This is a genomic window from Streptomyces sp. NPDC051555, assembly GCF_044454405.1.
Taxonomy (GTDB): Bacteria; Actinomycetota; Actinomycetes; order Streptomycetales; family Streptomycetaceae; genus Streptomyces.
In genome coordinates this window covers 154088-178034 of sequence record NZ_JBITDP010000006.1, presented here as the reverse complement: position 1 = coordinate 178034, position 23947 = coordinate 154088, and the positions used below count along the sequence as shown (strand labels likewise).

General features: G+C 71.1%; 18 protein-coding genes and 1 pseudogene. 7 read left to right on the top strand and 12 right to left on the bottom strand.

Annotation, left to right across the window (positions count from 1 at the left end):
• The first annotated feature begins 211 nt into the window (after nucleotides 1-211).
• Together ACIBEA_RS15555 and ACIBEA_RS15550 are read left to right on the top strand one after the other, a co-directional pair.
• Entirely contained in the window at nucleotides 212-1660 is a 1449-nt protein-coding gene (locus ACIBEA_RS15555) for a coproporphyrinogen-III oxidase family protein (protein WP_399261025.1), read from the top strand.
• Nucleotides 1657-2751, top strand: a complete 1095-nt coding sequence (locus tag ACIBEA_RS15550; protein WP_399261023.1) for a DUF1152 domain-containing protein — start codon at nucleotides 1657-1659, stop codon at nucleotides 2749-2751. Before ACIBEA_RS15555 ends, ACIBEA_RS15550 begins: the two co-directional genes overlap by 4 nt.
• 51 nt (nucleotides 2752-2802) lie before the next feature.
• Here ACIBEA_RS15550 and ACIBEA_RS15545 read toward each other — a convergent pair whose 3' ends face one another.
• Together ACIBEA_RS15545 and ACIBEA_RS15540 are read right to left on the bottom strand one after the other, a co-directional pair.
• Nucleotides 2803-4827: an NAD-binding lipoprotein gene (locus ACIBEA_RS15545; protein ID WP_399261021.1), complete on the bottom strand. Its 2025-nt coding sequence runs from the start codon at nucleotides 4825-4827 to the stop codon at nucleotides 2803-2805.
• Between the two features lie 226 nt (nucleotides 4828-5053).
• Nucleotides 5054-5728, bottom strand: a complete 675-nt coding sequence (locus ACIBEA_RS15540) for a MerR family transcriptional regulator (RefSeq protein ID WP_399261019.1) — start codon at nucleotides 5726-5728, stop codon at nucleotides 5054-5056.
• Between the two features lie 138 nt (nucleotides 5729-5866).
• Here ACIBEA_RS15540 and ACIBEA_RS15535 point away from each other — a divergent pair, with 138 nt between their 5' ends.
• Nucleotides 5867-7198 (top strand): YhgE/Pip family protein, encoded by a 1332-nt coding sequence (locus ACIBEA_RS15535; RefSeq protein ID WP_399261017.1) that lies wholly within the window; start codon nucleotides 5867-5869, stop codon nucleotides 7196-7198.
• A gap of 130 nt (nucleotides 7199-7328) precedes the next feature.
• Here the strand turns inward: ACIBEA_RS15535 and ACIBEA_RS15530 are convergent, their stop codons facing one another.
• From ACIBEA_RS15530 to ACIBEA_RS15500, 7 genes are all read right to left on the bottom strand, one after another.
• Nucleotides 7329-8162: an NAD(P)H-binding protein gene (locus ACIBEA_RS15530; RefSeq protein WP_399261015.1), complete on the bottom strand. Its 834-nt coding sequence runs from the start codon at nucleotides 8160-8162 to the stop codon at nucleotides 7329-7331.
• Nucleotides 8163-8343: 181 nt separating this feature from the next.
• Complete coding sequence (locus ACIBEA_RS15525; RefSeq protein WP_399261013.1) at nucleotides 8344-8799, bottom strand: GNAT family N-acetyltransferase; 456 nt, start codon at nucleotides 8797-8799, stop codon at nucleotides 8344-8346.
• Nucleotides 8800-8881: 82 nt separating this feature from the next.
• Nucleotides 8882-9535 carry a CatB-related O-acetyltransferase gene (locus ACIBEA_RS15520; protein WP_399261011.1) on the bottom strand — a complete coding sequence of 218 codons (654 nt, stop codon included), beginning with the start codon at nucleotides 9533-9535 and terminating at the stop codon, nucleotides 8882-8884.
• A 109-nt stretch (nucleotides 9536-9644) separates the two neighbouring features.
• The gene (locus ACIBEA_RS15515; RefSeq protein WP_399261008.1) at nucleotides 9645-10253 is read right to left on the bottom strand and encodes a hypothetical protein; all 609 of its coding nucleotides are present in this window, start codon (nucleotides 10251-10253) and stop codon (nucleotides 9645-9647) included.
• Between the two features lie 277 nt (nucleotides 10254-10530).
• The gene (locus ACIBEA_RS15510; protein WP_399261006.1) at nucleotides 10531-12507 is read right to left on the bottom strand and encodes an RICIN domain-containing protein; all 1977 of its coding nucleotides are present in this window, start codon (nucleotides 12505-12507) and stop codon (nucleotides 10531-10533) included.
• A gap of 474 nt (nucleotides 12508-12981) precedes the next feature.
• Nucleotides 12982-13395 (bottom strand): rodlin, encoded by a 414-nt coding sequence (locus ACIBEA_RS15505; protein ID WP_399261004.1) that lies wholly within the window; start codon nucleotides 13393-13395, stop codon nucleotides 12982-12984.
• 199 nt (nucleotides 13396-13594) lie between these two features.
• Complete coding sequence (locus ACIBEA_RS15500; RefSeq protein ID WP_399261002.1) at nucleotides 13595-14500, bottom strand: LysR family transcriptional regulator; 906 nt, start codon at nucleotides 14498-14500, stop codon at nucleotides 13595-13597.
• An 80-nt stretch (nucleotides 14501-14580) separates the two neighbouring features.
• Between ACIBEA_RS15500 and ACIBEA_RS15495 the strand changes: the two genes are divergently transcribed.
• Together ACIBEA_RS15495 and ACIBEA_RS15490 are read left to right on the top strand one after the other, a co-directional pair.
• Nucleotides 14581-15570 carry a DMT family transporter gene (locus ACIBEA_RS15495; RefSeq protein WP_399261436.1) on the top strand — a complete coding sequence of 330 codons (990 nt, stop codon included), beginning with the start codon at nucleotides 14581-14583 and terminating at the stop codon, nucleotides 15568-15570.
• Nucleotides 15540-16094, top strand: coding sequence for a YbaK/EbsC family protein (locus ACIBEA_RS15490; protein WP_399261000.1), 555 nt, complete (start codon nucleotides 15540-15542; stop codon nucleotides 16092-16094). The genes ACIBEA_RS15495 and ACIBEA_RS15490 overlap by 31 nt, the downstream gene beginning before the upstream one ends.
• Before the next feature lie 133 nt (nucleotides 16095-16227).
• Here ACIBEA_RS15490 and ACIBEA_RS15485 read toward each other — a convergent pair whose 3' ends face one another.
• Nucleotides 16228-18267, bottom strand: a complete 2040-nt coding sequence (locus ACIBEA_RS15485; protein ID WP_399260998.1) for a M4 family metallopeptidase — start codon at nucleotides 18265-18267, stop codon at nucleotides 16228-16230.
• 526 nt (nucleotides 18268-18793) lie between these two features.
• On the opposite strand from ACIBEA_RS15485, the gene ACIBEA_RS15480 reads away from it, so the two are divergent.
• Nucleotides 18794-19531, top strand: coding sequence for a hypothetical protein (locus ACIBEA_RS15480; protein ID WP_399260997.1), 738 nt, complete (start codon nucleotides 18794-18796; stop codon nucleotides 19529-19531).
• 66 nt (nucleotides 19532-19597) lie between these two features.
• On the opposite strand, the gene ACIBEA_RS15475 is transcribed toward ACIBEA_RS15480, so the two are convergent.
• Nucleotides 19598-20107: a hypothetical protein gene (locus tag ACIBEA_RS15475; RefSeq protein ID WP_399260995.1), complete on the bottom strand. Its 510-nt coding sequence runs from the start codon at nucleotides 20105-20107 to the stop codon at nucleotides 19598-19600.
• A 198-nt stretch (nucleotides 20108-20305) separates the two neighbouring features.
• A pseudogene (locus ACIBEA_RS15470) lies at nucleotides 20306-20638 on the bottom strand (DUF2809 domain-containing protein); the annotation flags it as partial.
• Between the two features lie 127 nt (nucleotides 20639-20765).
• On the opposite strand from ACIBEA_RS15470, the gene ACIBEA_RS15465 reads away from it, so the two are divergent.
• Nucleotides 20766-23804 carry a Tn3 family transposase gene (locus ACIBEA_RS15465; protein WP_399260993.1) on the top strand — a complete coding sequence of 1013 codons (3039 nt, stop codon included), beginning with the start codon at nucleotides 20766-20768 and terminating at the stop codon, nucleotides 23802-23804.
• Nucleotides 23805-23947 lie beyond the last annotated feature (143 nt).

Genomic DNA, 23947 nt, shown 5'->3' with positions numbered 1-23947 from the left:
AGCAAAGCCGTGGGCCGGGCGCGGCGGCTATGGGCCTGACAGACGAAATCAACTCGCCGGACGGCAGCAGCATTTGGAGCAATCCACAATGAACTGGTCAGTAGGTGGCCGGTATTTGGTGCTCCCACCCGATGGGCCCCGAAGGGCGCCCCGTGGTCCGATCACCAGGCTGGGTGAACCCGCGCCCGGACCCGTCCCGGAAGGCAACACCGTGACCAGCAGGCTGCACCAGGAGCTCGCCGACCACATCGAACAGGGCGTCATTCCGCCCTACCAGTACTCGTACCCGCCCCGCTCCACCTACCGCCCGCTCCCCGAGGGCAAATGGACCGTCCCCGACATCTGGGCCGCGGACCTCGCCAACTACCAGGTTCCCGAGCTCAACCTCTACCTGCACGTACCCTTCTGCGACCGCAAATGCGGGTTCTGCAACCTGTACACCATCATCAGCACCGACGAGGACGTCTACGACGCCTACACCGACGCGCTCTGTACGCAGATCCGCGATCACGCGGAGATCATCCAGGCCCGCCGGCTGCGCACCATCTACATCGGCGGCGGGACCCCCGCCCTGCTGCGGCCCCGCCACTTCGAGCAGATATTCGCCACCATCGGCGAGATCTACCCCAACTGGCGCTCCACGGCGGAGGAGATCGCCGTGGAGGCCACCCCGTCGTCGATCGCCGATGCTCCCGACGAGTTCAAGGCCCTCATCGACATGGGCCTCACCCGCGCCAACGTCGGCATCCAGTCCCTCGTCCCGCGCGAGATCCGCGAGGCCGGCCGCGGCGGCGAGGACGAGGACGTCATCCGCCGCGCCATCCGCACGGCCCAGGACCTGGGCCTGCCGGACCTCTCCACCGACCTGATCATGGGCTTCGCGGGGCAGACCCCCGAGACCTGGCGCCAGAGCGTGGACGAGCTGGCCGCGCTCCAACCCACCACCATCAGCACGTACTTCCTCACGGTGCGGCCGGACGCCTGGTTCTCCAGGACGGGCGCCTACCAGTACATGTGGCAGCCCGAGCTGTACGAGCGCTACGACTACGCGCGCCAGGTCTTCCTCGACCACGGCTACGTCCAGGAGGGCTCCGTGCGCTACAAGAAGCCCGGCCGCGGGGGCTACGCGCAGAAGGTGCTCACCTTCCACGGCGTGCCCCTGCTCGGCCTCGGCGTCGGCGCCCGCTCCTACACCAGCGTGCTCGACTACATGTGCGGCAGCGTGAAGCCGTCGGCGGCCGAGGTGGCCGACTACATCACGAAGGCCAAGAACCACGAACTCGTGCCCGTCACCGGCTTCGAGCTGACCGCCGAGGAGATCGTCCGCAAGCGCCTCGTCCTCGACACCTTCGACCTCGACCTCGGCGAGCTCGACCGCTTCGGCTACCAGGAGCACGCCGCCGAGTTCGAACCCGTCCTGGAGGCCGCCGAATCCAACGGGCTGATCCACCGCCTCGGCCGGCGCGTCCAGCTGACCTCCAAGGGCTTCAAGTACCGCGACGTGCTGTCCTGGATGTTCTACTCCGGGTCCGTCAAGGACCTCGACCGCGAGTACTACGAGCGGCTGCACGCGGCCAACCGGCGCGCCCAGAAGAACATGGGGGCGACTCCGGTCCGGATCACCGGAATCGACCTGCGCGAGCGCGAGGGAGTCGCGTGAGCGGTCTGTACGTCGCGGCGGGCGGCGGAGGGGATCCCGTCGGGACCCTCGTCGCCGCCCGCGCCCTCGCGGCGGACCCGGCCGCACCGCCCGGCCCGGCCGGCCCGCCGCTGATCGCCACGTACGCGTGGGAGCGCCCCGAGGTCGACCCGACCTCCAGCCCGCTCGGCGCAGCGGACTTCGACGGGCTCCTGCACGAAGCCGGGGGTGGCCGGGGTGACGGCTTCGCGGCCTTCACCCCGGCCACCCGGGCCCGCCCGCCGGCCGGGTCGACCATGCCCGCCCTCGCCCGGGACCTGCCCGCCCGGCTGCTGCTCCTCGACCCCGGCCGGGGCCTCGCCGCCCTGGCCCGGCAGATCGCGTCCATGGCCGAAGGAGCGGGCGGCCGGATCCACGTCGTCGACATCGGCGGCGACGTCCTGACCCACGGCGACGAGCCCGGGCTGTGCAGCCCGTTCGGTGACGCCCTCACCCTCGCCGCCTGCCACCTCACGGGGCTCCCCACCACCGTGCACGTCGCGGGGCCCGGCCTCGACGGGGAGATCGGCGAACGGATCCTCCTCGAACGCCTCGCCGCGAGCCCGCCCCTCGTCCCCGACCGGGACGCGACGGCGGCGGCCGGCCGCGCACTGGCCTGGCACCCCTCCGAGGCGTCCGCGCTGTGGGCCGCCGCCATCCACGGCGCCCGCGGCACCGTGCGCACCGTCAACCACGTCATCGCGCTCACGGACGCCTCCCCGCGGCTCTACCCCTTGCCGCTCCAGGAGGCCATCGGCCACAACCCCGTGGCCCGGGCCCTCGTCGAGGAGCACCCGGCGACCCTGGCCGCCGCCGCCGACGTCTCCCACCGGCTCACCGGCATTCCCGGGCTGGAGAGCGAACGCGCCCGAACCCCCCGGCAGGAGCCGCCTGCCGGGGGGACCGCCCTCCTCGACCGGGACGGGGCCGTGCGGACGCTGCGCGCGGCGGCCGACGGAGCCGAGCACGTCACCCTCCGCTACGCCGCCCGCACCCTGGGCCTGACCTGGTCGGACATCCCCGCCCTACGGGCCCTCCTCACCACGGACACCCCGCTCCTGCGGCTCGGCTGACGGGTCGGGGCGGTGTCCCGGGCCGGCCGGGACCGCGTCGAGCCCGGCCCGTCACGAGGTGGGGAACGGCAGGCGGGGCGAGGGCGTCGTACCGGCCGCAGGGGCGGGGGCAGGGGCGAGGGCGGCGCGGGAGGCCGGCCCGGGAGCGAGGACGAGCACGGAGTCCTGCGGCCCGAAGCGCACCTCCGCCCGCTTGTCGGGGTTGATGCACAAGCCGTGTGCGGGGCCGTCCGGGCCGTCCGGCTGGAGCCGGTACCCGATGACGCAGTGCCCGCGGCGGCGCCCCGCCTCCACCACGGTGGCGTAGCCGACGGGGCGTCCGGTCACGACGTAGTCGGCGGCGGGCCTCAGGTGGAGGGTGTCGCCGGTGGACGCGAGCAGGCTGTCGAAGACCGCTCCGAGGCTCCCGTCCTCTGCGATCTGCGTCATCAGCAGGCTGATCAGGCGGCTGCCGACGATGAAGTCGGCGCCCCCGCGGGCGGGCGCCAGCAGGCGGTTGCGGTCGTCGGCCATCTCGGTCACCACGGCCAGTTCCCGGCCCGCCGCCTGCTCCAGGGCCCGCAGGTGCAGCAGCGTGACCAGGGTCCGATCATCGCCGCCCAGCGGCGGGCCGCCCGCCTCCGGACCGTCGTACCCCAGGACCACGGCCCGGTCGAAGCCCAGTGGGTCGAGCGCCGCCAGTACGTCCGGGTCGCTCACGTCGCCGTCGAGGACCGTGACCGGCATCCGCCGCCCGGGCGTCCGGGCACAGCGGTCCGCGTCCTTCAGGTGCTCCTCGCCCTCCGTCATCACCACCAGCACGGAGCCGTCGGGCACGCCCGCGTCGAGCTGCTCGACGATGCGGGGGGCGCGGGGGTTCCAGCCGAGCATCAGGAAGCGTTCCGGGGAAGGCCGCGAGGGCGGCGCCGTGACGACCGCCCGGTCGTCGACGGGCAGCGGCCGGTCCGTCGGGACGGCCGTGTCGTCGTCCTCGGTGATCACCACGATCCGGTCCCGCACGCCGAGGACGCTCGCCGAGGGCGGGTTGAGTTCCACCCGGCCGTCGGCGCGCAGGAGGCCGATCACGCTGGAGTCGGCGTACGCGAACAGGAGGTCGCCGAAGCTGCTCCCGGCGAGGTGGCCTGCGGGCACGGTGTAGATCTCGTCCCCGTCGAAGCCGAGCAGGGCCCGGTAGACGAGCGAGAGCCCGGGCTCGCAGGAGGTCCTCGCGATCAGCCGGGCGGTGATGTCCTCGATGTTCAGTACGTGCCCCAGCGGTCCGGCGGCCAGGTCGGCGGCCCGCTTGTGCCGCCCGTCGCGGACGGCCGCGACCACGCCGGGCCGGGCGGGCGCGCCGAGTCCGCGGACCGCGGCTTCCAGCGCGAGCAGGGTCTTCACCACGTGGGCGTCGCCCTCCTCTCCGTCGTGGGTCAGGACCAGCACGGCGCGGGCCGTCCCGGGTGCGACGAGCGACACGAGGGAGGGGTCGGTGGTCGTCCCGCTGCGGCAGATCAGCCGGGTCCGGCCCAGCCGTCCGACGGCGTCGGCGATCTCGTCCTCCATCTGCGCCTTGTCCTTGGGGCCGAGGACGGCGAGGGCCGCCCGGCGCTGGTTGGCGTTGGCCGTGATCAGCTCGGACACGATCGGGAAGACCTGGTCGGACCAGCCGAGCAGGACCGTGTGCCCGGACTCCAGGACGGTGGAGCGGCCCCGCCGCAGCGCGAGGACCTTGTCGTTGAGGCCGGTGGTGATGAGGCTGACGAGGGTGGAGACGAAGAGCAGCGCGACGAGGGCCAGCACCACCGAGAGCACCACGTACAGGGGACTACCGACGGCGCCGCCGAGCTTGAGGGTCTGCCCGACGCTCACCCACACGGCCAGGGCCCGGCCGGAGGGGGTGGTCGGGCCGCGGTCGTCCGCCCACACCAGGGCCGCACTGGCCGGTACGACGATGGCCGTGCACATCAGTACGAGCCAGCCGATCAGCACCGCCGTGCCGCGGGCCACCATGGTGTCGAACCAGTAGCGCGTGCGCGCCCAGGCGGGTGCGGTCCGTCCTGCTCGGCCTGTGGGCCTGCGTCGCCTGCGTCCTGACAACCGGCGTTCCTCGGTGGAATGGCGCGGCGGGTGCCCGCCGTGCCGCGGACCGCCCGGCACCGACGGATGGGTGCACGTGACACCTTAACGGCGCGTCACGGCAGGGAAACGGCATAGCGGTTAAACCCATCCGCAGCATGACGAAGGGGACTCGTTTTCGGATTCGGGGCCGATGCGGGAGCGGTTCGGGGCTGAACCGGGGCCGAACCGGGCCCGTCCCGCGGACTCACGAGCGTGGTGCGGCCCCTCCGGCGCCGTCGCCCGTCAGGCGCCGCCGGACCTGGTCCTCCTGGGCGAGTCGGCGCAGCAGCTCGAAGACCGGGGCGCAGATCGCGAAGACGATCACCGCCCGCTCGGCCAGGGCCACCGGGTCCTCCAGGACCGCCGCGCGTTCCAGGTCCAGTCGGGCCACTCCCTCGGCCAGCCGTGCGTAGGCCGCGAGCTCGCCCGGGCCGTACTGCGCGTCCAGCCGCCGCAGCTCCCGCAGGGCGGTCGTCAGCCCCTGTACGTGCGGTGACGTGCCGGGGGCCTGCCAGTCCAGGGCCGTGAGCAGCTCGGCCACCTCCGCGGCAGCGGCGGGGGTGGCACCGTCGTCCTCCTCGGGCCCCGCGCCGCCCTGGGCGGCCACGGGCACCGGGAGGGCGTAGCTGACCGCCCCGAGCGCGCCCTCGGAGGTGTCGGCCTGGTCCACGGCCCCCAGCACGTCCCGGGTGGCGGCGATGGACAGGCCGCCGAGCGTGGTCAGCGCCTTGATCAACCGCAGCCGCTGCGCGTGCTCGTCCCCGTACTCGGAAATGGTCGCGGAGGTGGCCCGGCCCGCCGGCAACAGGCCCTGGCGCAGGAAGTACTTGATGCTGGCGACCGGTACGCCGGTCCGCCGGCTGAGCTCGGAGATCTTCATGCGGCTTCCCTGCTGATCACTCGGTCCGGCACCCGGCGTCGGCGATTGGACACCGCAACAAGATACTGCCAGTATCCACTATCTGGATACTGAAGGTATCCAGATCCAGCTCAGGAACGCAGCCGCACCGGAGAATCGATGCCTCAGCCCAATCCCCCCTCCGTGCTCCGCCGACCCCGGTTGTGGATCGGTACGGGACTCATCGCCGCAGTGGTCTCCATGATGTTCGCGCTGCTCTACGTCGGCGGCAACGTCAACCCCCGGGGCAACCTGCGCGATCTGCCCGTGGCCCTGGTCAACGGGGACCGCGGCGCCGACGCGGGCGGCCGGCACCTCGCCCTGGGCGATCAGGTCGTCTCGGGGATCCGCAAGGCCGCCGAGGGCGACCGGAGCATCGACTGGCAGGTCGTCAGTCGTGCGGAGGCCGACAAGCGGCTGGGCAGCGGCAAGGTCTTCGGCGCCCTCGTCATACCCGAGGACTTCTCCGCGACGGTGGCCGCGCTCAGCTCCCCCCAGCCCGCGGCCCAGGGCAAGGCCGCTCCGCCGACCATCACCGTGCTGACCAACCAGGCGGCCGGCAGCATCGGCTCCTCGATGTCCTCCCAGGCCGCCCAGAAGGCCGCCCACGCCGCCTCCGCCTCGATCGGCCAGGAGCTCCTCAAGCAGGCCGGAGCCCAGAAGACCGCGCTCCCGACGGCCGCCCAGCTCAAGCTGGCCGACCCGGTGACCGTGGCGGTCGCCGACGGCCACCCCCTCGGGGCGCGCAGCGCCATGGGCCTGAGCGCCTTCTACTACGCGCTGGTCCTGGTCGTCTGCGGCATGCTCGGCGCCAACCTGGTCAACTCCCAGGTCGACACCGCGCTCGGTTACCTGCACACCGACTACGGCCCCATCCGCAAGCGCGAACCCGTGCAGCACACCAGCCGCGTGCGCACCCTGGCCATCGGCATGGCCCTGATGCTCGGCATGTCCGTGGTCATGGGCACCTTGGTCGAGGTCGCGACGGTCGGCATCCTCGACATGGACGCCTCCCACCTCGGCCTGCTGTGGCTCTACTCGGTCGCCACCATCGCGGTCGTCGGCATGGGCAGCCTGGCCCTCTTCGCCGCCTTCGGCACCCCGGGCATGCTGCTGGCCACCATCGTCTTCGTCGCGATGGCCGTTCCTTCCTCCGGTGCCACCGTGCCGCTCCAGGCGCTGCCCGGCTTCTTCCGCGCCCTCGCCGAGTTCGAGCCGCTGCGCCAGATCACCGAGGGCCTGCGCTCCCTGCTCTACTACGGCGCCCAGGCCGATGCCGGTCTGACCCGGGCGTGGACCTCGATGGGTGTCGCCCTCGTCGCCGCGCTGGTCTTCGGCTTCGCGGTCACCCGCCTCTACGACCGCCGGGGGCTGCACCGCATCCCGCACCCCGCCGGCGAGACCCCCGCGGCCCAGGAGCCGGCCGGGGCGACGGAGCCCGCCGGCGCCTGATCGACCTCCGTCGGCGTGGCGGTGCGGGGCGGGCGGTAGCCGCCCCGCACCGCCACGCCGATCCCGCCCACTGCCCAGGCCGTCGGTTGCTCGCCTCCGGCAACGTGCCCGCCTGAGCGGGGGATGCCGATCAGCGGAACGCGTCGACGTTCTCCGAGGCCCACTGCCCGAAGGGGCGGGCCGGCTCTCCGGTGACCCGGGCGACCGTGCTGCGCACCGCCAGCAGTTCGTCGTTCACGTCGCCGCCGGTGACGTCGAGCACCGCGTCCGCGGCCTCCGGCCCGAAGACGGCGGCCATCTGCGCGTGGGCCTCCTGACGACTGATCTCGACGAAGGGCACCTCCCGGCCCAGTGCGGCCGCGATGGCCTCGACCTGCTGTCGGGCGGTCACCGGTTCCGGACCGGTCAGGGCGTACGTGCGTCCGTGGTGGCCGGGCTCGGTGAGGGCCACGCGCGCCACCGCGGCGATGTCCGCGGGGTGGATGGTGGGCAGCGCCGTTTCGGCGTACGGCGCGCGGACGCGTCCGCGGCCGCGGACGGTCGCGGCCCACATCAGGGCGTTCGAAGCGAACTGCGTCGGCCTCAGGATCGTCCAGGCCATGCCGCTCGCCTTGAGCAACTGTTCCACCGCCAGGTTCTCGCCGGCGGGGCCGAGGTGCGGGTGGCTCTGGACGGTGATGGACGACACCAGCACGACGTGCTCCACGCCCGCCCGCCGGGCGGCTTCGAGGACCTCGGCGTCCGGTCCCAGACGCGACACGAGGAAGAGCGAGCGCACCCCCTCCAGCGCGGGCCCCAACGACGCGGGCTCTGCGAAGTCGCCCTCCACCACCTCCACCCCTTCCGGGAGGACGGCCCGAGCGGCATCACGGGTGAGCCCCCTCACCGGCCCGGCACCGCGTGCGCGCAGCTCCTCGATCAAGGCGCGGCCTATGTTTCCGGTGGCTCCGGTCACGAGGATCATGAGCGTGTTTCCCGTCGTCAGGTGATCAACTGGGCGCCACGCTAGGACCTCGATCTTGGTTGAGGTCAAGGCGGAGTGGTGCGACGGGCGGTCCCCGCCCGACTGGTCGAGATCGAGGGGACCGCCATCGCGTGAGGCGAAGGCAACCGGGCGTTCGGGCGACCGGCCGCGGTCCGGGCCGTCAGGCGAGCCTCAAGTCGATCCAGGGGATGGTGTCCCCGGGCAGCAGGTAGCGCTCGGTCTCGACGAAACCGTGGCGGAGCGCGAAGCGCAGGCCGTCCTCGTTGGACGACAGGACGACGGTCTCGATCGCCTCCGCGCCCAGCCGCCGGGCCCGGTCGAGCCCCCGCGCATAGAGGTCCTCGCCGCAACCCTGCCCGCGGTGAGCGGCGAGGACGCGGGCGATGACCGTGGCCACCGGCGCGTCGTCCGTCGGCGGGCGCACCGTGCTGCACCCCACGAGGACGTCACCGCGGTAGGCGACCTCCAGGTGGTTGCGGCGGGCGCGCTCGCGTACGTCGGCCAACGACAGGGGATGCGTCGCAATGATCACGTTGTGGACGTACCGCCAGTCGCCGAGCGTGGCGTCGCCGGGCTCGGCGTGGCCGTCCGGCTGCTCGTACCGAAGATCAGACATGGCAGCAGGAGACCCGAGAACGCTCACGACGGTCAACCCGAATTCCTCACGAGGGAACCGGACCGCCGATCCTCAGACCGTGTCAGGCCAGGTCGATCTGCGCCGCGGCCTCCTCCAGGTCGGCCACGGTCCCCGACATGATCGCCCGTACGTGCCGGGTGATGGATCGCACGGGCCAGTCCCACCACGCCACCGCGAGGAGCCGGGCAACGTCCGCGGCCTCGTAGCGGGTGCGGATGAGCCGGGCGGGGTTGCCGCCGACGATGGCGTAGTCGGGGACGTCCGCGGTGACCACGGCGCCGGCGGCGATGATCGCGCCGTGACCGATGCGCGCACCGGGCATGACCGTGGCGCCGTGGCCGAACCACACGTCGTTGCCGACGACCGTGTCGCCCCGGACGGGCAGGTCGGTGATCAGGTCGAAGTGCTCCGCCCACGAGCCTCCCATGGTGGGGAACGGGAAGGTGGAAGGCCCGTCCATGCGGTGGTTGGCGCCGTTCATGATGAACCGGGTGCCCGTGCCCAAGGCGCAGTACTTCCCGATGACGAGCCGCTCGGGGCCGTAGTGGTAGAGGACGTTGCGCGTCTCGAAGGCGGTCGGGTCGTCCGGGTCGTCGTAGTAGGTGAAGTCGCCGACCTCGATCAGCGGCGACTTCACCAGTGGCTTGAGCAGGACCACACGCGGGTGCTCCGGCATCGGGTGGAGCACGGTGGGGTCAGCGGGAACGGGTTGCATCGCGGAGGCGGTTCCTCTCCATCGCACCGAGAGTGACATCTGACGCACCGACATGCTGGCACGCCCCCGCCGCCTTGATCAACGCAATACCGACCGCCGCCCCGACGCCCTATCGCCCCTCGCGTCGGCGGCGTACGAGGATCCCTACGAACGATCCGATCAGGGCGGTTGCCGTCACCCCCGCCGCCGTCCACCAGATGGCGGACCCCGAGCCGGGTTCCGCGCGCTCTGCGGGAGCCTCGGGGGACGACGCCGGTGCCGGCGGTGGCGTCTGGGTTCGGGGCGCCGCGGGCGACGGCGTGGCGGGACGGGGATCCGGCGTGCCGGTGACCGGGGCCGGGTCCACGGCCGGTACGTCGAGCTGGAGTTCGCCGTGTCCGAGTGCGGGGAAGCCTACGTCCACGGCGACCTTCCACGAGCCGGGCGGCAGGGGCTCGGCGGTGACCCAGCCGGCCGGCGCCTTGGCGGAATCACGCACCAGCCGCCAGGGCCCCAGGGTGCGGGAGCCGTCGCCGCTGACCGCGTTCACGGTGGCGGCGACCGCCTCCTCGACCGCGTCGCCGTCGTTCTCCCAGGCGATGTCGGCGGTGACGTGGCCCTCCCGCTGCCCGGTCATCACCACCTTCACGGTGTCCCCGTGGGCGTGCGCCGCGGCGGGGCACAGCAGGACCAGGCCGAGGGCGGTCAGTGCGGCTCGGAGAGCGATTCGTATGCGCATCGTGAAGGGGCTCCGGGGTGGGATGGAGTGGGGTGGAGTGGGGCCGGGGGGGGGGGGGGGGGGCGGGGGCCGCGCCCCCCCGGGGGGGCCCGCGCGGGGGGTCGTGTGCGACCCGCCCAACGGCGTGGCCGCCCGAGCGGGGGGGCCTGGGCTCCTCATCGGTCGGCCCCGGGTGGGGGGGGGGGGGGGGGGTTTGTGGGGGGGGGGGGGGGGGGGGGGGGCGGGGGGGGGCCGCCCCCCCCCCGCCGGAGGGGATTACAGCGGGCTTCAGGGAGGGTCAGCCGACCTTCTGCGCGGTCCAGGACTGTGCGGCGCGGCCGTCCGCGCGCTGGAGGTCCAGCAGCCAGTTTCCGTAGTAGGGGCGACTGCTCACGGTCAGCGCGAAGCCACCGCTCGGGTCGGTGACGGTCACCGCTGCGCCTCGGGAGGTCAGCTTCCAGGCCTGCGCGGCGCCGCCGCAGGGCTGCTGGGCGACCCACGCCCCCGCGGCCGGAGCGCTGCCCGGTTGCAGGCACTTGCCGGAGGCCGCGGAGCGGATGCGGACCAGTCCGTTGCCCGCGTCGTCGAAGTACCACTGCTGCTGGGCGTACCCGTTGGAGCGCGCCCCGACGAGCACGGTGCCGTCGGCGGCGCGCCCGCCCCAGACCTCCGCGTTCATGCCGGTGCTGCCGTTGCCGAGCAGGTAGCGGGTGCCGGGGGTGGTCGCGCCGCCGCCCGTGCCCTTCGTACGGAAGGACGCGGTCCTGCCGGCTCCCGTGTCCCGGCCGGCGTTGTCGCGGACGGAGACCGCGACCGTGTAGGAGGTGTCGGGCCGGAGGTTGTAGACGCGCAGCACGGGCGACTGGACCCAGCCCAGGTGCTTGCCGTTCAGCAGGACCTGGTACCAGGCAGCGCCTTCGACCTTGGGCCAGTTCACGACGGCGGAGTCCGATTGGATCTGCCCCACCGTCACGTCCGGACCGCCCGTGGGGCTCTTGGTCGGCGTGGGCGTCGGCTTCTTGGTCGGCGTGGGGCCCGGGTTAGGGCCGGGGTCCGTGCCGCCTCCGCCCTGGCTGCGCATCAGGAACTGGTTGTCCGCGATGTTCCAGTGCGTGGCGAGGTAGCTGCCGGCCTTGGGGCTCGTGTGGAAGTAGTCGTCGTGGTTGCAGTCAAGGATGTTCTCGGACGCCTGGTTGGTGCAGACGTTGCGCATCTGCGGGTAGTAGGGAGTGTCCGAGTAGCACATGACGTCGAACTCGTCGGTGCAGTGCGCGCCACGGCTGGTGTTCGGGGCGCTGTTGTTCACCGCTCCCAGATTGTGGCCGAGCTCGTGCGCCGCGGTGTGGCCACCCCAGCAGCCGGAGTCCGTGCGCCCGTACGAGGGGCCGAAGTTGCTGATGTTGGCCTGGCCGGGCCGCTCGTCGCCGTTGAAGGTGCCTATGCCGCAGTAGACCTGGGTGTCCGCGAAGATCATGTACTTGCGGTCCCGGCGGTCGAGCCCCTTGCCGGCGAGGGCGGTGTTGGTCGAGCTGAACTCGGCCAGAGCGGAGTCGGGGAGCTCGATGTTGACCACGGTCGGGGTGCAGTCGGCGGCCGTGACGTAGCGGATGTGGCGGATCCCGCCGGTCTCCTGGGCGCTCGTCGCGTAGATGAGGTCGGCGTCGGCCGCCCATTTGCGGAACGAGGCGACGTACTCGGAGTAGCGGTCGCGGCCCGGCCCGTGGACGTACACGACCTGGACCCGGTTGCCGGTGCTGCCGTCGCCGTCGCACTGGACGGTCTGGCCGGCGGGGCCGGCGGCGACGGCCTGACCCGCGGGCGAGGGCGCGGGCGCGGCGGACTTGTCGGCGGCGCGACCGGCGTCGGCGGCGGGGGCGTCCTCAGGACGTCCGCCACCTTCGGAGCTCGCCGGGTCCTCGGCCTGGGGGCGGGCCGGATCGGCCGCCGGCGCCGCGGACTTGACCGCGGGCTGGATGTCCTTCGTGATGTCGACGCCCTTGGGCGGGGCGTCGGGCCCGTGGGTACAGAGGCCGGCGCTGGTCCGGTAGACGCCGGCGCACCGGTCGCCTCCCGGCGCGGGGTCGAGACCGTCGTAGATCATGCCGCGCGCGCTCTCGTTGGCGGGCGCGGCCGCGAGGGGCTTGGGCTCCTGGTCCCGGGCGGGCGCCGAGGCCGGTGCGGCGGCCACCTCGGCGGCTCGTACGGGCACGGCCTGGGCGCCATCACCCATGCCGGAGTAGGCGATGCCTACGGCTATCACCGCCGCCGTACTCATGGCGGCGGTGAGAAGTATCAACCGCCGGGGCTTGCGGCGATGCTCCCGCCGTCTACGTCGTCCTGTCATGCGCACCTCAACTGTGAATCGGATGAGTGGGTGCGCGGAAGCCTGCCAGACGAACGCGGCGGAGAATTCGGACAAAGAGGGGTCGCACCTCAAGAAATCATTCCGTTACCTGCTCGTCTAATTTGACGAACAATCACCATCCCATAAAACAAGGCCAGTTACGCGCGTCACGCGGATTGGTCCAGGCCTTATGAGTGGCAGTCGTTATCGAAATAAAATATGAAGTGGAAGCCTATTGACAAGAATTCAGTGCGGAATTCACCTAATTATTACCTGTCGAAATTCCCTCGTCACGGCCCGTGAGGAACGAGGGCCTCCGGACGCCGTTGACGCCCGGTCAGGACCGGTGCACCGGCCGCACTCGTGCATGCGGCCGGCGCCCCGGCCCGCCGGGAGGGCAACGGATCAGCTGTTGAGGGAGGCGTTGCCGGACAGGACCGGGATGTTGTCCAGGATGTGCGAGAGCGGCTCGTCGCCCTTGCCCTGGGTGGAGTTCTCGGTGCACTGCTGGTTCATCGGGTTCGACAGGACGGGGATGTCCTGGACCCCGACGTTGGCGATGATCGCGACCAGCGACTGGGCGTTGACCTTGACGGGCAGTCCGACGCAAGGCTTGTTGGCGGAGCCCTGGACCAGGCTGAGCTCAGGGCTCTGGTTGCCGGCGGTCTTCTGGTTGCCGTAGACCTGGGAAGCACCGTTGCCGTTGACGGTGTTGATCCCGTCGTCGTTGCCGATCGCCATGGCCGGGGCGGCCACGGCGGCGCCCGCTCCGAGGATGGACGCGGTAGCAGCGGCGGTGGCCAGAATCTTGTTGAACATCACAGGTCCTTCTACGAGTGCACGGTCAATGACGTCCCGATCAACGACGGGACCGGCCGCAGGTGTCTGTGATCCGCCTGAACAGCCCACTGCCGGGCCCCCGTTCGACGCCGCACCCGAGGAGCCGCGTCCGCCGATGAGCCGCGTCCCCCGAAGAGCCGCATCGGCCGATGAGCCGCGTCGACCGTGCGATCGATGCTCAGCGGCTGCGCCCCTGGATCGCGGCCGCGGCGCGGTGCAACTCGGCGAGGACGGTGCGCACCGCCCTGCGCGCGGTGCGCTCCGGCCGGTGCAGGACGTCGATGTCGCGCCGCGCGCGCACTCCGCTCAGGGGCCGCAGGACCACGTCGGGGTGCGGCCGGGCGGTCCAGCGGGGCATCAGCGCGAGGCCTCCCCCGGCGGCGACGACCTCGGCGACCACCGCGAACTCGTTGATGCGGTGGACGATGTCGAGTCGGCGGTTGGCCACGCTGGCGATGGCCTCGATGGTGGACATCAGCGGGAAGCCGTCGTGCACCGTGATCCACGGTTGATCCGCCACGTCCCGCGGGGTGAGCCGCGGCTTGGCCGCCAGCGGATGACCGGCCGGCAGGGCGACGTCGAGGGGCTCGCGCAGCAGCGTCGTCGAGGTCACGGTGCGCGGCCAGGGCGGGCCGTGATCGAGACGGTGGGCGAGTACGAGATCGTAGTCACGGGTGAGGGTGGGGAAACGGTCCTGGGGGACGTCCTCGTCGGCGAGTGCCGGGCGGGGGCGTCCGGGGCCGGCGAGGCCGCGCAACAGCAGCGGGAAGAGCGCGGACGCCGCGCTGTGGAACGCGGCCACCGACACGTCGCCGTCGGGTTGCTCGGCGAAGTCACTGATCGTGTTCCGGGCCTGGGCCAGGGCGGTCTCGACCTTGACGGCCGCCGCGGCCAGGGCCTGGCCGGCATCGGTCAGTACCACCCTGCGTCCGGCCCGTTCGGTGAGCGGGACGGGAATCGAGCGCTGTAGCAGTCGCAGTTGTTGCGAGATCGCGGACGGCGTCACGTGCAGTGCCTCGGCGACCGCGCTGACGCTGCCCAGGTCTCCCAGTTCGCGCAGGATGCGCAGCTGCCGTTCGTCCACGCTGTCATTGTAGTGCCGCTACACCGTAGGTTAAGAAGTTGGTCATGGCCTTCAACGTGCTGGTGGGGCAGCGTGGCGGCATGCATGTTGCCCGCCGCACCGATGCGGTACTTTTCCTGGTCGCGCTGGTCTGGGGTTCCAGCTACCTCGCGGCCAAGACGGCCACCGTCGCGCTCCCGGTGCTGGCGGTCCTGTTCGCCCGGTACGCGATGTCCGCACTCGCGTGCGGAGCCCTGGTGGCCATCCGAGGCCGCACCCGGAGCCGCACCCGTTGGACCCGTGCGGAGGTCCGCGCCGGGTCGCTGCTGGGAGTCACCCAGGCGGCCGTGCTCGTGCTGGAGACGTACGGGGTGGCGCACACCAGCGCCGCGAACGCCGGGTTGATCATCAGCCTGACCATCGTGTTGACGCCCCTGCTGACTCCGCTGCTGGACCGCACGGGCGGCCGCCGACTGCCGCGGACGTTCTTCCTCGCCGCCGGTGTCTGCGTCGTGGCCGTCGGGCTGCTCACCTCCAGCGCCGGGCCGCACGCACTCCGCACCGGAGACGCGCTGATGCTCGCCGCCGCGCTCGTCCGGGCCGGGCACGTCGTTCTCGTCGGCCGGCTCACCGCGCGCCGCGCCGTGGACCCGCTGCACCTCACGACCGTGCAGACGGTCGTCGGCTCGGCCCTGTTCCTGCCGCTCGCTGCCGTCCACCTGCCCGACCTGTTCCACAGCAGCGCCACCACCTGGGCCCAGCTGGCCTATCTCGCCCTGTTCTGCAGCGTGTTCGCCTTCCTCGCTCAGACTTGGGCCGTGCAGGGCACCTCCGCCAGTCGGGCCAGCCTGCTGCTGGGCACCGAACCGATCTGGGCCGTCGCCATCGGCATCGGCTTCGGCGGGGAACGGCTCACCCCGTGGGCCGCCCTGGGCGCCCTGCTGATGGTCGCCGGCACCTACTGGGGCCAGAACATCGAACGTACCCACCGGACCGACCCGACCGACCCGACCGAGCACACCACCCCAGCAAGAGCAAGCACCGGGAAAGAGGACGAAGCGTGCCCGAACATGACACGTACCAGCGCCTGATCACCTTGTTCGACACCACCGGGACGCCCTACCGGCTCATCGATCACGAACCCGAGGGCAGCACGGAGTCGGTGTGTGCCCTGCGCGGGCACCCCACCTCGCAGGCGGCGAAGTGCATCGTCCTGCGGGTCAAGACCGACAAGAAGACCACCCGCCACGTCCTCGCGGTCGTCCCGGGCGACCGGCGCGTCGACCTCGACGCCGTCCGTACGTTGTTCGACGCCCGCTACGTCGGCTTCAGCGACGCCGCCACCGCCGAGCGACTGGCCCACGCCGTCCCCGGCACCGTGCTGCCCTTCGCCTTCGATCCCGACCTCGAACTCGTCGCCGACCCCGCGGTCGTCGCCCGGCCCCAGCTGTACTTCAATGCCGCCCGGCTCGACCGGTCGGCGGTCATCTCGGGCGAGGACTACGCCCGGCTCGCCATGCCGCGCGTCGCGCCCATCGCCGGTACCGCTACCGCCACCGCCACCTCTGCCGCTACCGGCCCGGGCGCGTCGACCGCGACCGACGCCGTGACGTAGCCGAGATGCCCGGGGCCTGGGGAGGCTCCGGGCATCTGCTTCACGTCATGTCACTTGATGTCATGTCACGACTGGTCGGCCCTTCGGCCGTTCGGCTGATCGGCTGATCGGCTGATCGGCTGATCGGTACGTGTCAGAAAGTGAGCTTGAAGTCGGTGATCGTGCCGACGTCGGCGGCTCCCTTGTCCTGGACCTTCAGCTTCCAGGTGCCGTTGGCCGCTACGGCCGAGGCGTTGACCGTGTAGGTCTTGTCCAGGTTCGCGGTGGAGTCGGACGACGAGCTCTGCAGGCGGAACGAGGTCCCGTTGGGGGCCACGAGGTCGATCTGGAGGTCACCGATGTAGGTGTGAGTGACCTTCACGCCGACCTTGAGGGTGCTCGGCGCGTTGCCGGTGACCCCGCTGACGGCGACCGACGAGGTGACCGCGGGGCCGGGCGAGTCCGGAACGGCCACCCGGGTCGTGCTCTCGAAGACCTTCCCCGGAGTGGTGGTGCCGCCCGAACGGGCGCCCACGTTGACGGCCGCCCAGGCGTCGGTGACGTTCTTGACCTCGGCGCTGCCGGCGCCGTACAGCTCAGTCGCCGCGGCGATCGTGCCGGTCCGCGCACCCGCGTAGTCCGTGCTGGAGTTGAACTTGGTGGTGAGGGCCTTGTACCAGATGAGCTGCGCCTTGTCCCGGCCGATGCCGGTGACGGGCAGGCCGTCGGAGGTCGGCGAGTTGTAGCTGACCCCGTTGACCGTCTTGGCGCCGGAGCCCTCGGAGGCCAGGTAGAACCAGTGGTTGGCCGGGCCCGAGGAGTAGTGGACGTCGAGGTTGCCGATGCCCGCGTACCAGGCGTCCTTGGAGCCGCCGTCCTTGCTCGGCTTGTCCATGTAGCGCAGCGGGGTGCCGTCGCCGTTGATGTTGATCTGCTCGCCGATGAGGTAGTTGCCCGGCGCGCTGGGGTTGTTCGCGTAGAACTCCACGGACGTGCCCATGATGTCGGAGGTCGCCTCGTTCAGGCCGCCCGATTCGGCGCTGTACTCCAGGCCCGCGGTGGCTGCGGTGACGCCGTGCGTCATCTCGTGGCCGGCGACGTCCAGCGAGGTCAGCGGGTCGTTGTTGCCCGTTCCGTCGCCGTACGTCATGCAGAAGCAGTCGTCGTCCCAGAAGGCGTTGACGTAGGCGTTCCCGTAGTGGACGCGGGAGTAGGCGGCGACGCCGTCGCCGCGGATTCCGGAGCGCCCGAGGACGCTCTTGTAGAAGTCCCAGGTGACCCCGGCGCCGTACGCGGCGTCGGCGCCCGCGGTGGCGGCGTTGGAGTTGGCCCCGTTGCCCCAGGTGTCGGTGGACTGGCTGAAGAGCGTGCCCGTGCCCGACGTACCGCGGTTCAGGTTGTACGTCTTGTGGCCGCCGCGGCCGGCGTCGTTCAGCGTGTAGCTCGAACCGGACGCGGACGTGCCGAGGGTGACCTGGCCGCTGTAGTGGGTGTTGCCGACACCGGTCTCGATGCCCTGCCACTGGTGGAGCTTCGCGCCCGTCTTGGCGTCGGTGATGACGTGGAGCTTGTTGGGGGTGCCGTCGTCCTGGAGGCCGCCGATGACGGTCTCGTAGGCCAGCGTCGGCACGCCGTTCGCCATCCACACGACCTTGCGGGGCGCGGCGTCGGCCTTGTCGGCCTTGGAACCGATCGACTTCGCGGCGTCGAGGGCCTTCGCGGAGGCCGCTGCCGGCGCGTCGGCCGGGGCGGAGGTGGAAATGCCCTGCAGCTGGGCGGCGGACGCCTTGCTCACGCTCTGCGTCCGGTCCGCGGCGGTGCGGCTGACGACCAGGTCGCCGCCGAGGACGGGGAGGCCCTCGTACGTGCGCTCGTACCGGGTGTGGGTGGTGCCGTCCTGGTCCTTCACCACGTCATGGACCAGCAGCTTCTCCTGCGAGCCGAGACCGAGCTCCTTGGCCGTGGCGGCCGTGGTGCCCTGCGCCTTGGCTATGAGCTCGGCGCGCTGGCTCGGGGTGAGCTGAGCGGGCAGTGCGCCCGGGTTGCGCACGGGTGCGCCGCCGGGGACGTTCGTGTTCGCGGACGCTTCGGGCTGCGCGCTGGCGCTGCCGGCCTGGACGCCGACGGTCAGCAGGGCGGCGGCTGCGAGCAGGGCGCCGGTGGCGGTGGCGTTCCGGCGGTGCGTGGACTTCACGCGGACTCCTTCAGAGCGTGGGGGGTGGAACGAAATCGGCGGCCGGGACGAGGCCGGCCTGCCGGGCAGAGCCGGTGGCACCGGTAGTGCTGGTGGTGCCGGTGGGACGTTTGGCTCTGGTGGTGCTGTTGGGGATGGGGAGAGGTTGCCAGCGATCTTCATGATCGCCATGGACACGCCATGTATCAGCCGAAACATGTCCGGATTCCGATGGGTCCCGACCGGCGAGCGGACGCGCGGGGCCGGAGCGAATCGACACCCAAGGACCCCAACTGGCCCATGTCGGACAGGATTTGACCAGATCCTGACACTCGACCCCGTCTTGCGCATTCAGGTAAAGCGTTCGGCATCAAGCGTCAAACAGTCTTGTTCTGCGCATGACGTGACCGGTGTGATCACGAAGGCCGCTCCGCGCGGCGCCACCCCCAAGGGAGTCCGCGATGCCGTTGACCGTCCACCCGTACCCGTGCGCCTCCGGTGGAACAATCGGATTGACCTGCGTGGGCGGGACGGAGATCGTGAGCCCATGACGGACAGCACCTGGCTCAACCGCGACCACCAGTTCGCCCCCGGCAAGGAGCTGTTCCGCAGCGAGCGCAGCTTCCACCTCTTGGCCTTCACGGCGAGCCACAGCCAACTCCTGATGCGCAGCGTCGGCCACCCCAGTGGGGCGGGTGAGCCCGGTGAGCCCGGTGAGCCGGGTGAGCCCGAGACGACGATCGACCTGCTCTTCAAGCCCGCCTACGTGATGAAGATCAGTACTGACTACCGGGGCTTGGCGATCCGGTGCGCGACCGAGACCGAGACCGAGCGGGTGAAGGCAGAGCACGCCGACATGTCCTTCGGCAGGGACGATCGGGTCTTCGTCCTGGAGAGCCGGGGCGAGTCCGATTACGTGGTCGCCATGGCCGTCGGCTGGACCGAAGGAGTGCTCCGCCGCACGCAGCAGAGCTTCTTCAACACGTTCCACCCCTCCAGGCCGCTCGCCTGGCCCAGCCAGCCGCTTTCCGGAGTCGATGCCGGCCTCGACATCGCCTCGGCCCAAGAACTCGTCGAGGCCCTGTCGGCCGAGGAGAACGCCACCATCCGGCGTGAGCGCCACCGACACATCAGCGTCCTCATGACACGCGTGATGCGCCCCGAGGGACCCGAGGTCACCGCGGCGGGGGCCTTCCTGACCAGAGCCGATGCCGAGGAAGCCCTGACCGTGATCACCGCAAGGTCGGTTGACTGCTGGATCGAGGAGATTCCGATCGCCGTCTGACCGGATGCGGCGCGGGCGTCGGAGCCACCGTCGGGCCGTGCGTAGAAGGGGGGCCCGACGGGACGGCTAGTGCTGGGCGGGAACCTTCGCCGTGCGTCGACTCCGGCGGGACAACACGGTGGCGGGCACGAGGAGTACCGCGCCGAGGAAGAAGTAGCCGTTGATCACCATGGTCTTCCAGAAGTCCCATGACCCCGTGACGACGGCCTCCTTCTCCATCCCGAGCAGGCCATGCGGAGTGAGTCCCGTCGCCGTGGTGATGTTTTCGACGAGGCCGGGCACGCCCCGCATCGTCAGCACCGCGCAGCCGATCCACAGGAGCGCGCGCACCAGCCGGTACGGCGCAGGTCGACCCCCCGGCTTGACCGTGGCCAGCAGGCACACCACGCCGACGACCGACATGAGGACGATGAGGGCGTCGTAGGAAAGGAAGAGCCACACCGGAGTGTCGTCGTCCGGTCCCATCGTGTCTTCGTACATGACGCCCATCTGGACATGCCACACGAAGCTCACCACTAACCAGGCCACGGCCGCGTACGCCCAGCGGACGAGTGTTTTCCCGGGTTCGGATTCCATGACCTCGACGCTACGAGCCGGGGCGCGGACGAGGCGTCGGCGCGCAGGAGGAGCCTCTCCCCCGCACGGGGGAGCAGAGGGGCGGAGCCGCCCGTGGGCATCACGGGCCCGCAACCCGCTCGCCGCCGCTCCTGGGGAAGTCCCCTACCGTGCGGGGTCACACCCCGGGATGATCGCGGTCAGGCCGAGCGCCCTCGGCTAGGAGCCGAGTGAACCAGTGCTGTGGCCGGGCCGGCGGCGTCGCGCCGAGGCGTGTATGCAGACGTGCACGCAGACGTGGACGCACCAACCGACCGCGGCTCCGACCGTGTACCAGAGCAGGTCCGGGGCGTTGAAGGTGGAACCGAGCACGAGACGGGCCGCCGTGCTGTGCCGCGCCAGCTCCGCCGGCAGCGGGCCGAGTTGGAGGAACTCGATCGACCAGCTCGCGGCCAGGGCGATCGCAGCGGCCCGCAGGGGCATCGTACGCGGCGCGAACACGACGACAAGCGCGAGCAGCAGGACCGTGTAGAGGGCGTCGCCGCCGTACTTGGGGTGCCGGTAAGAACCGTGTCACCAGCCGCAAACGGCGGTGATCTTGCGAGGCCATCCCTCGTGCGGGTGAGCCCGAGGCCGTACGGCTGCGGTGTGTGAGCCCACGCGAGGACGATCTACGAACGTGGCCCGTACCCCGTTGGACCTGGATGAGCTGGTCGAGCACTGGACGCTGCTGGAGGACGAGCAGGTGCTTGTGTCCGGCAAGCGCGGTACGACACGGCTCGGCTTTGCCGTGCTGCTGAAGTTCTACACGCAGTACGGCCGGTTTCCCCGGGGCCGGGCGGAGCTGCCTGGCGAGGCCGTGGAGTTCGTAGCTCGGCAGGTGCAGGTTCCCGCGTCTGAGCTGGGTTTCTACGAGTGGACGGGCCGTACGGTCGAGTACCACCGCGCGCAGATCCGGGGGCATCTCGGATTCCGTGAGTGCAGCGTCGCGGATGCGGAGAAGCTGACGGTCCATCTGGCCGAGCACGTTGCGCACAAGGAACGCAGGCCCGAGCAGGTACGGGTGGAGTTGCTGGCGCGTTGCCGCGTCGAGAGCATTGAGCCGCCTACGCCGGGGCGGTGCGACCGGATCGTGGCGGCTGCCCTGCGGGCGGCCGAGGAGGCGTTGACTGTACGGATCTCCTCGCGGCTGGCCTCGGAAAGCATTGAGCGGATTGCGGCTCTGGTGGCCGGCGGCGCCGACCAGGACGACGAGGCAGGGCCTGACGGAGGTATCGACGGCGAGGACGGGCCGCCTGTACTGGGGAAGATCAAGGAAGCGCCGGGCAACGTGAGCCTGGAGACGATGCTCACCGAGATCGACAAGCTCCTCGCGGTGCGGGCAGTCGGGCTGCCGCCGGATCTGTTCATCGACGTGGCACCTAAGGTACTGGCCAGCTGGCGGGCGCGGGCCGCGGTGGAGTCGCCTTCCCATCTGCGGACGCACTCGGTTCCACTGCGGGTGACGCTGCTGGCCGCGCTCCTGTACGAACGGGAGCGGGAGATCACAGACACGCTGGTGGAGCTGCTGATCTCCACGGTGCACAGGATCGGGGCGCGGGCGGAGAAGAAGGTCACCGAGCAACTGGTCAACGCGTTCAAGAAGGTGTCGGGCAAGGAGAACATTCTCTTCAAGCTTGCCGAGGCCTCGCTCGGTGCCCCGGAAGGGACAGTGCGGCAGGTCGTGTTCCCGGCGGTGTCCGGGGGTGAGACGACGCTGCGGGAGCTGGTGCACGAGTTCAAGACCCGCGGGCCGGTCTACCGGCGCACGGTGCAGACCACGTTGAAGGCGTCGTACACCAACCACTACCGGCGTGGGCTAATCAAGCTGCTGGACGTGCTGGAGTTCCGCTCCAGCAATCACGCCCACCGCCCCGTGATCGAGGCCCTGGCACTGGTGGCCCGGTACGCGAGCGCCGGGAACACGACGTACTACCCACTGGGCGAGACGGTGCCGGTCCACAAGGCGATGGGCGGTGACTGGGCGGAGGTCGTCCACCGCACCGACAAGCACGGCCGGCGCAGGGTCGTGCGCATGGTCTACGAGGTCGTCGCCTTCCAGGCTCTGCGCGATCAGCTCAAGTGCAAGGAGATCTGGGTGGTGGGCGCTGACAGGTGGCGCAACCCGGATGAGGACCTGCCGCAGGACTTCGAGGTCAGGCGGGCGGAGAACTACCGGGAGCTGCGCAAGCCGCTGGACCCAGCGGTGTTCATCGACGAGCTGCGCGGACAGATGACGGCCGAGCTGTCCCTGCTGAACGAGCAGATGCCCAAGCTGTCCTGGCTGGACATCTCCGAGCGGAAGTCCGGGGCGATCCGGCTCACGGCGGCCGAGGCCCAGCCCGAACCGCGCAACCTGCGCAGGATCAAGGGCGAGGTACAGAGGCGTTGGGGCATCGTGCCGCTCGTCGACATGCTGAAGGAAGCGGTGCTGCGGACCGGCTGCCTGGACGCGGTCACCTCCGTCTCCGGCGGCGGCAGCCTCTCGGCGGAGGTGCTGGCCGAGCGTCTGCTGCTGGTCATCTACGCCTATGGCACGAACACCGGGATCAAGGCGGTGGCGTCCGGCGGCCACGGCCACACCGAGGACGAGCTCCGGTACGTACGGCGCCGGTATCTGTCCGCCGACGCGGCCCGTGCCATCGCTGTCCAGATCGCGAACGCCACCTTCGCGGCCCGCAGCTCCGAGCTGTGGGGCCAGGGCTCGACCGCGGTCGCCTCCGACTCCACACACGTGCGCGCCTACGACCAGAACCTGTTCACCGAGTGGCACTCGCGCTACGGCGGCCGCGGGGTGCTCATCTACTGGCACGTCGAGAAGAAGTCCCTGGCCATCCACTCCCAGCTGATCAACTGCACCGCCTCCGAGGTCGCCGCGATGATCGAGGGCGCCATGCGGCACGGCACCACCATGGACGTGGAAGCGAACTACACGGACTCGCACGGCCAGTCGGAAATCGGGTTCGGCATCACGCGGCTGCTGAACTTCGACCTGCTGCCCAGGATCAAGCGGATCAACAAGGTCAAGCTGTACCGGCCGGTGCCCGGCGAAAGCGACGCCTACCCGCAGCTGACCCCGGCGCTGACCCGCCCGATCCGCTGGGAACTCATCACCCAGCAGTACGACCAGATGATCAAGTACGCCACCGCGATCCGTACGCGTACCGCCTCCACCGAGGCGATCCTGCGCCGCTTCACCCGCAACGCCTCCCACCCCACCTACGCCGCGATGCTGGAGGTCGGCCGCGCCCAGAAGACCATCTTCGTGGCCCGCTACCTGCGGCTGCGGGACCTCCAGCGGGAGATCGAGGAGGGCCTGAACGTGATGGAGTCCTCCAACGGCGCGAACTCAGTGATCGCCTACGGCAAGGGCGGAGAAATCGCCTCCAACCGGCGCGACGAGCAAGAGATGTTCGTGCTGTGCCTGCGGATCCTGCAATCCGCCCTGGTCTACGTGAACACCCTGATGCTCCAGGACGTCCTGGACGAACCGGAGTGGGCCGACCTGCTCACCCCCGCGGACCGGCGCGGCCTGACCCCGCTGTTCTGGTCCCACGTCCGCCCGTACGGCGAGGTCAACCTGGACATGGCCGTACGGCTGGACCTGACCGCGGCCACGGTGCCTGGCCCCCGCGGGGCGGGTGATGGGGAGCAGGCCGGGGAGCGCATGGAGGTGTGAGGCCAGGCCCTGCCCTGTTGTGTGACCGACAGGCAGTCACTGCGTACGCACCCGCGCAACGCCCGCTGGACGGTGGCCTGCCCGGCTCTCTGTGGGGTGCGCCACTTCGCCTGCGGCCTCGGCGGTAAGTGGCCCTGCGGCCT

Coding starts and splice junctions, on each gene's coding strand:
- ACIBEA_RS15540 (WP_399261019.1), bottom strand. CDS start 5,728: ATGAAGATCTCCGAGCTCAGCCGGCGGACCGGCGTACCGGTCGCCAGC.
- ACIBEA_RS15530 (WP_399261015.1), bottom strand. CDS start 8,162: ATGATCCTCGTGACCGGAGCCACCGGAAACATAGGCCGCGCCTTGATC.
- ACIBEA_RS15525 (WP_399261013.1), bottom strand. CDS start 8,799: ATGTCTGATCTTCGGTACGAGCAGCCGGACGGCCACGCCGAGCCCGGC.
- ACIBEA_RS15475 (WP_399260995.1), bottom strand. CDS start 20,107: ATGGAATCCGAACCCGGGAAAACACTCGTCCGCTGGGCGTACGCGGCC.
- ACIBEA_RS15505 (WP_399261004.1), bottom strand. CDS start 13,395: ATGTTCAACAAGATTCTGGCCACCGCCGCTGCTACCGCGTCCATCCTC.
- ACIBEA_RS15480 (WP_399260997.1), top strand. CDS start 18,794: ATGACGGACAGCACCTGGCTCAACCGCGACCACCAGTTCGCCCCCGGC.
- ACIBEA_RS15535 (WP_399261017.1), top strand. CDS start 5,867: ATGCCTCAGCCCAATCCCCCCTCCGTGCTCCGCCGACCCCGGTTGTGG.
- ACIBEA_RS15510 (WP_399261006.1), bottom strand. CDS start 12,507: ATGAGTACGGCGGCGGTGATAGCCGTAGGCATCGCCTACTCCGGCATG.
- ACIBEA_RS15515 (WP_399261008.1), bottom strand. CDS start 10,253: ATGCGCATACGAATCGCTCTCCGAGCCGCACTGACCGCCCTCGGCCTG.
- ACIBEA_RS15495 (WP_399261436.1), top strand. CDS start 14,581: ATGCATGTTGCCCGCCGCACCGATGCGGTACTTTTCCTGGTCGCGCTG.
- ACIBEA_RS15520 (WP_399261011.1), bottom strand. CDS start 9,535: ATGCAACCCGTTCCCGCTGACCCCACCGTGCTCCACCCGATGCCGGAG.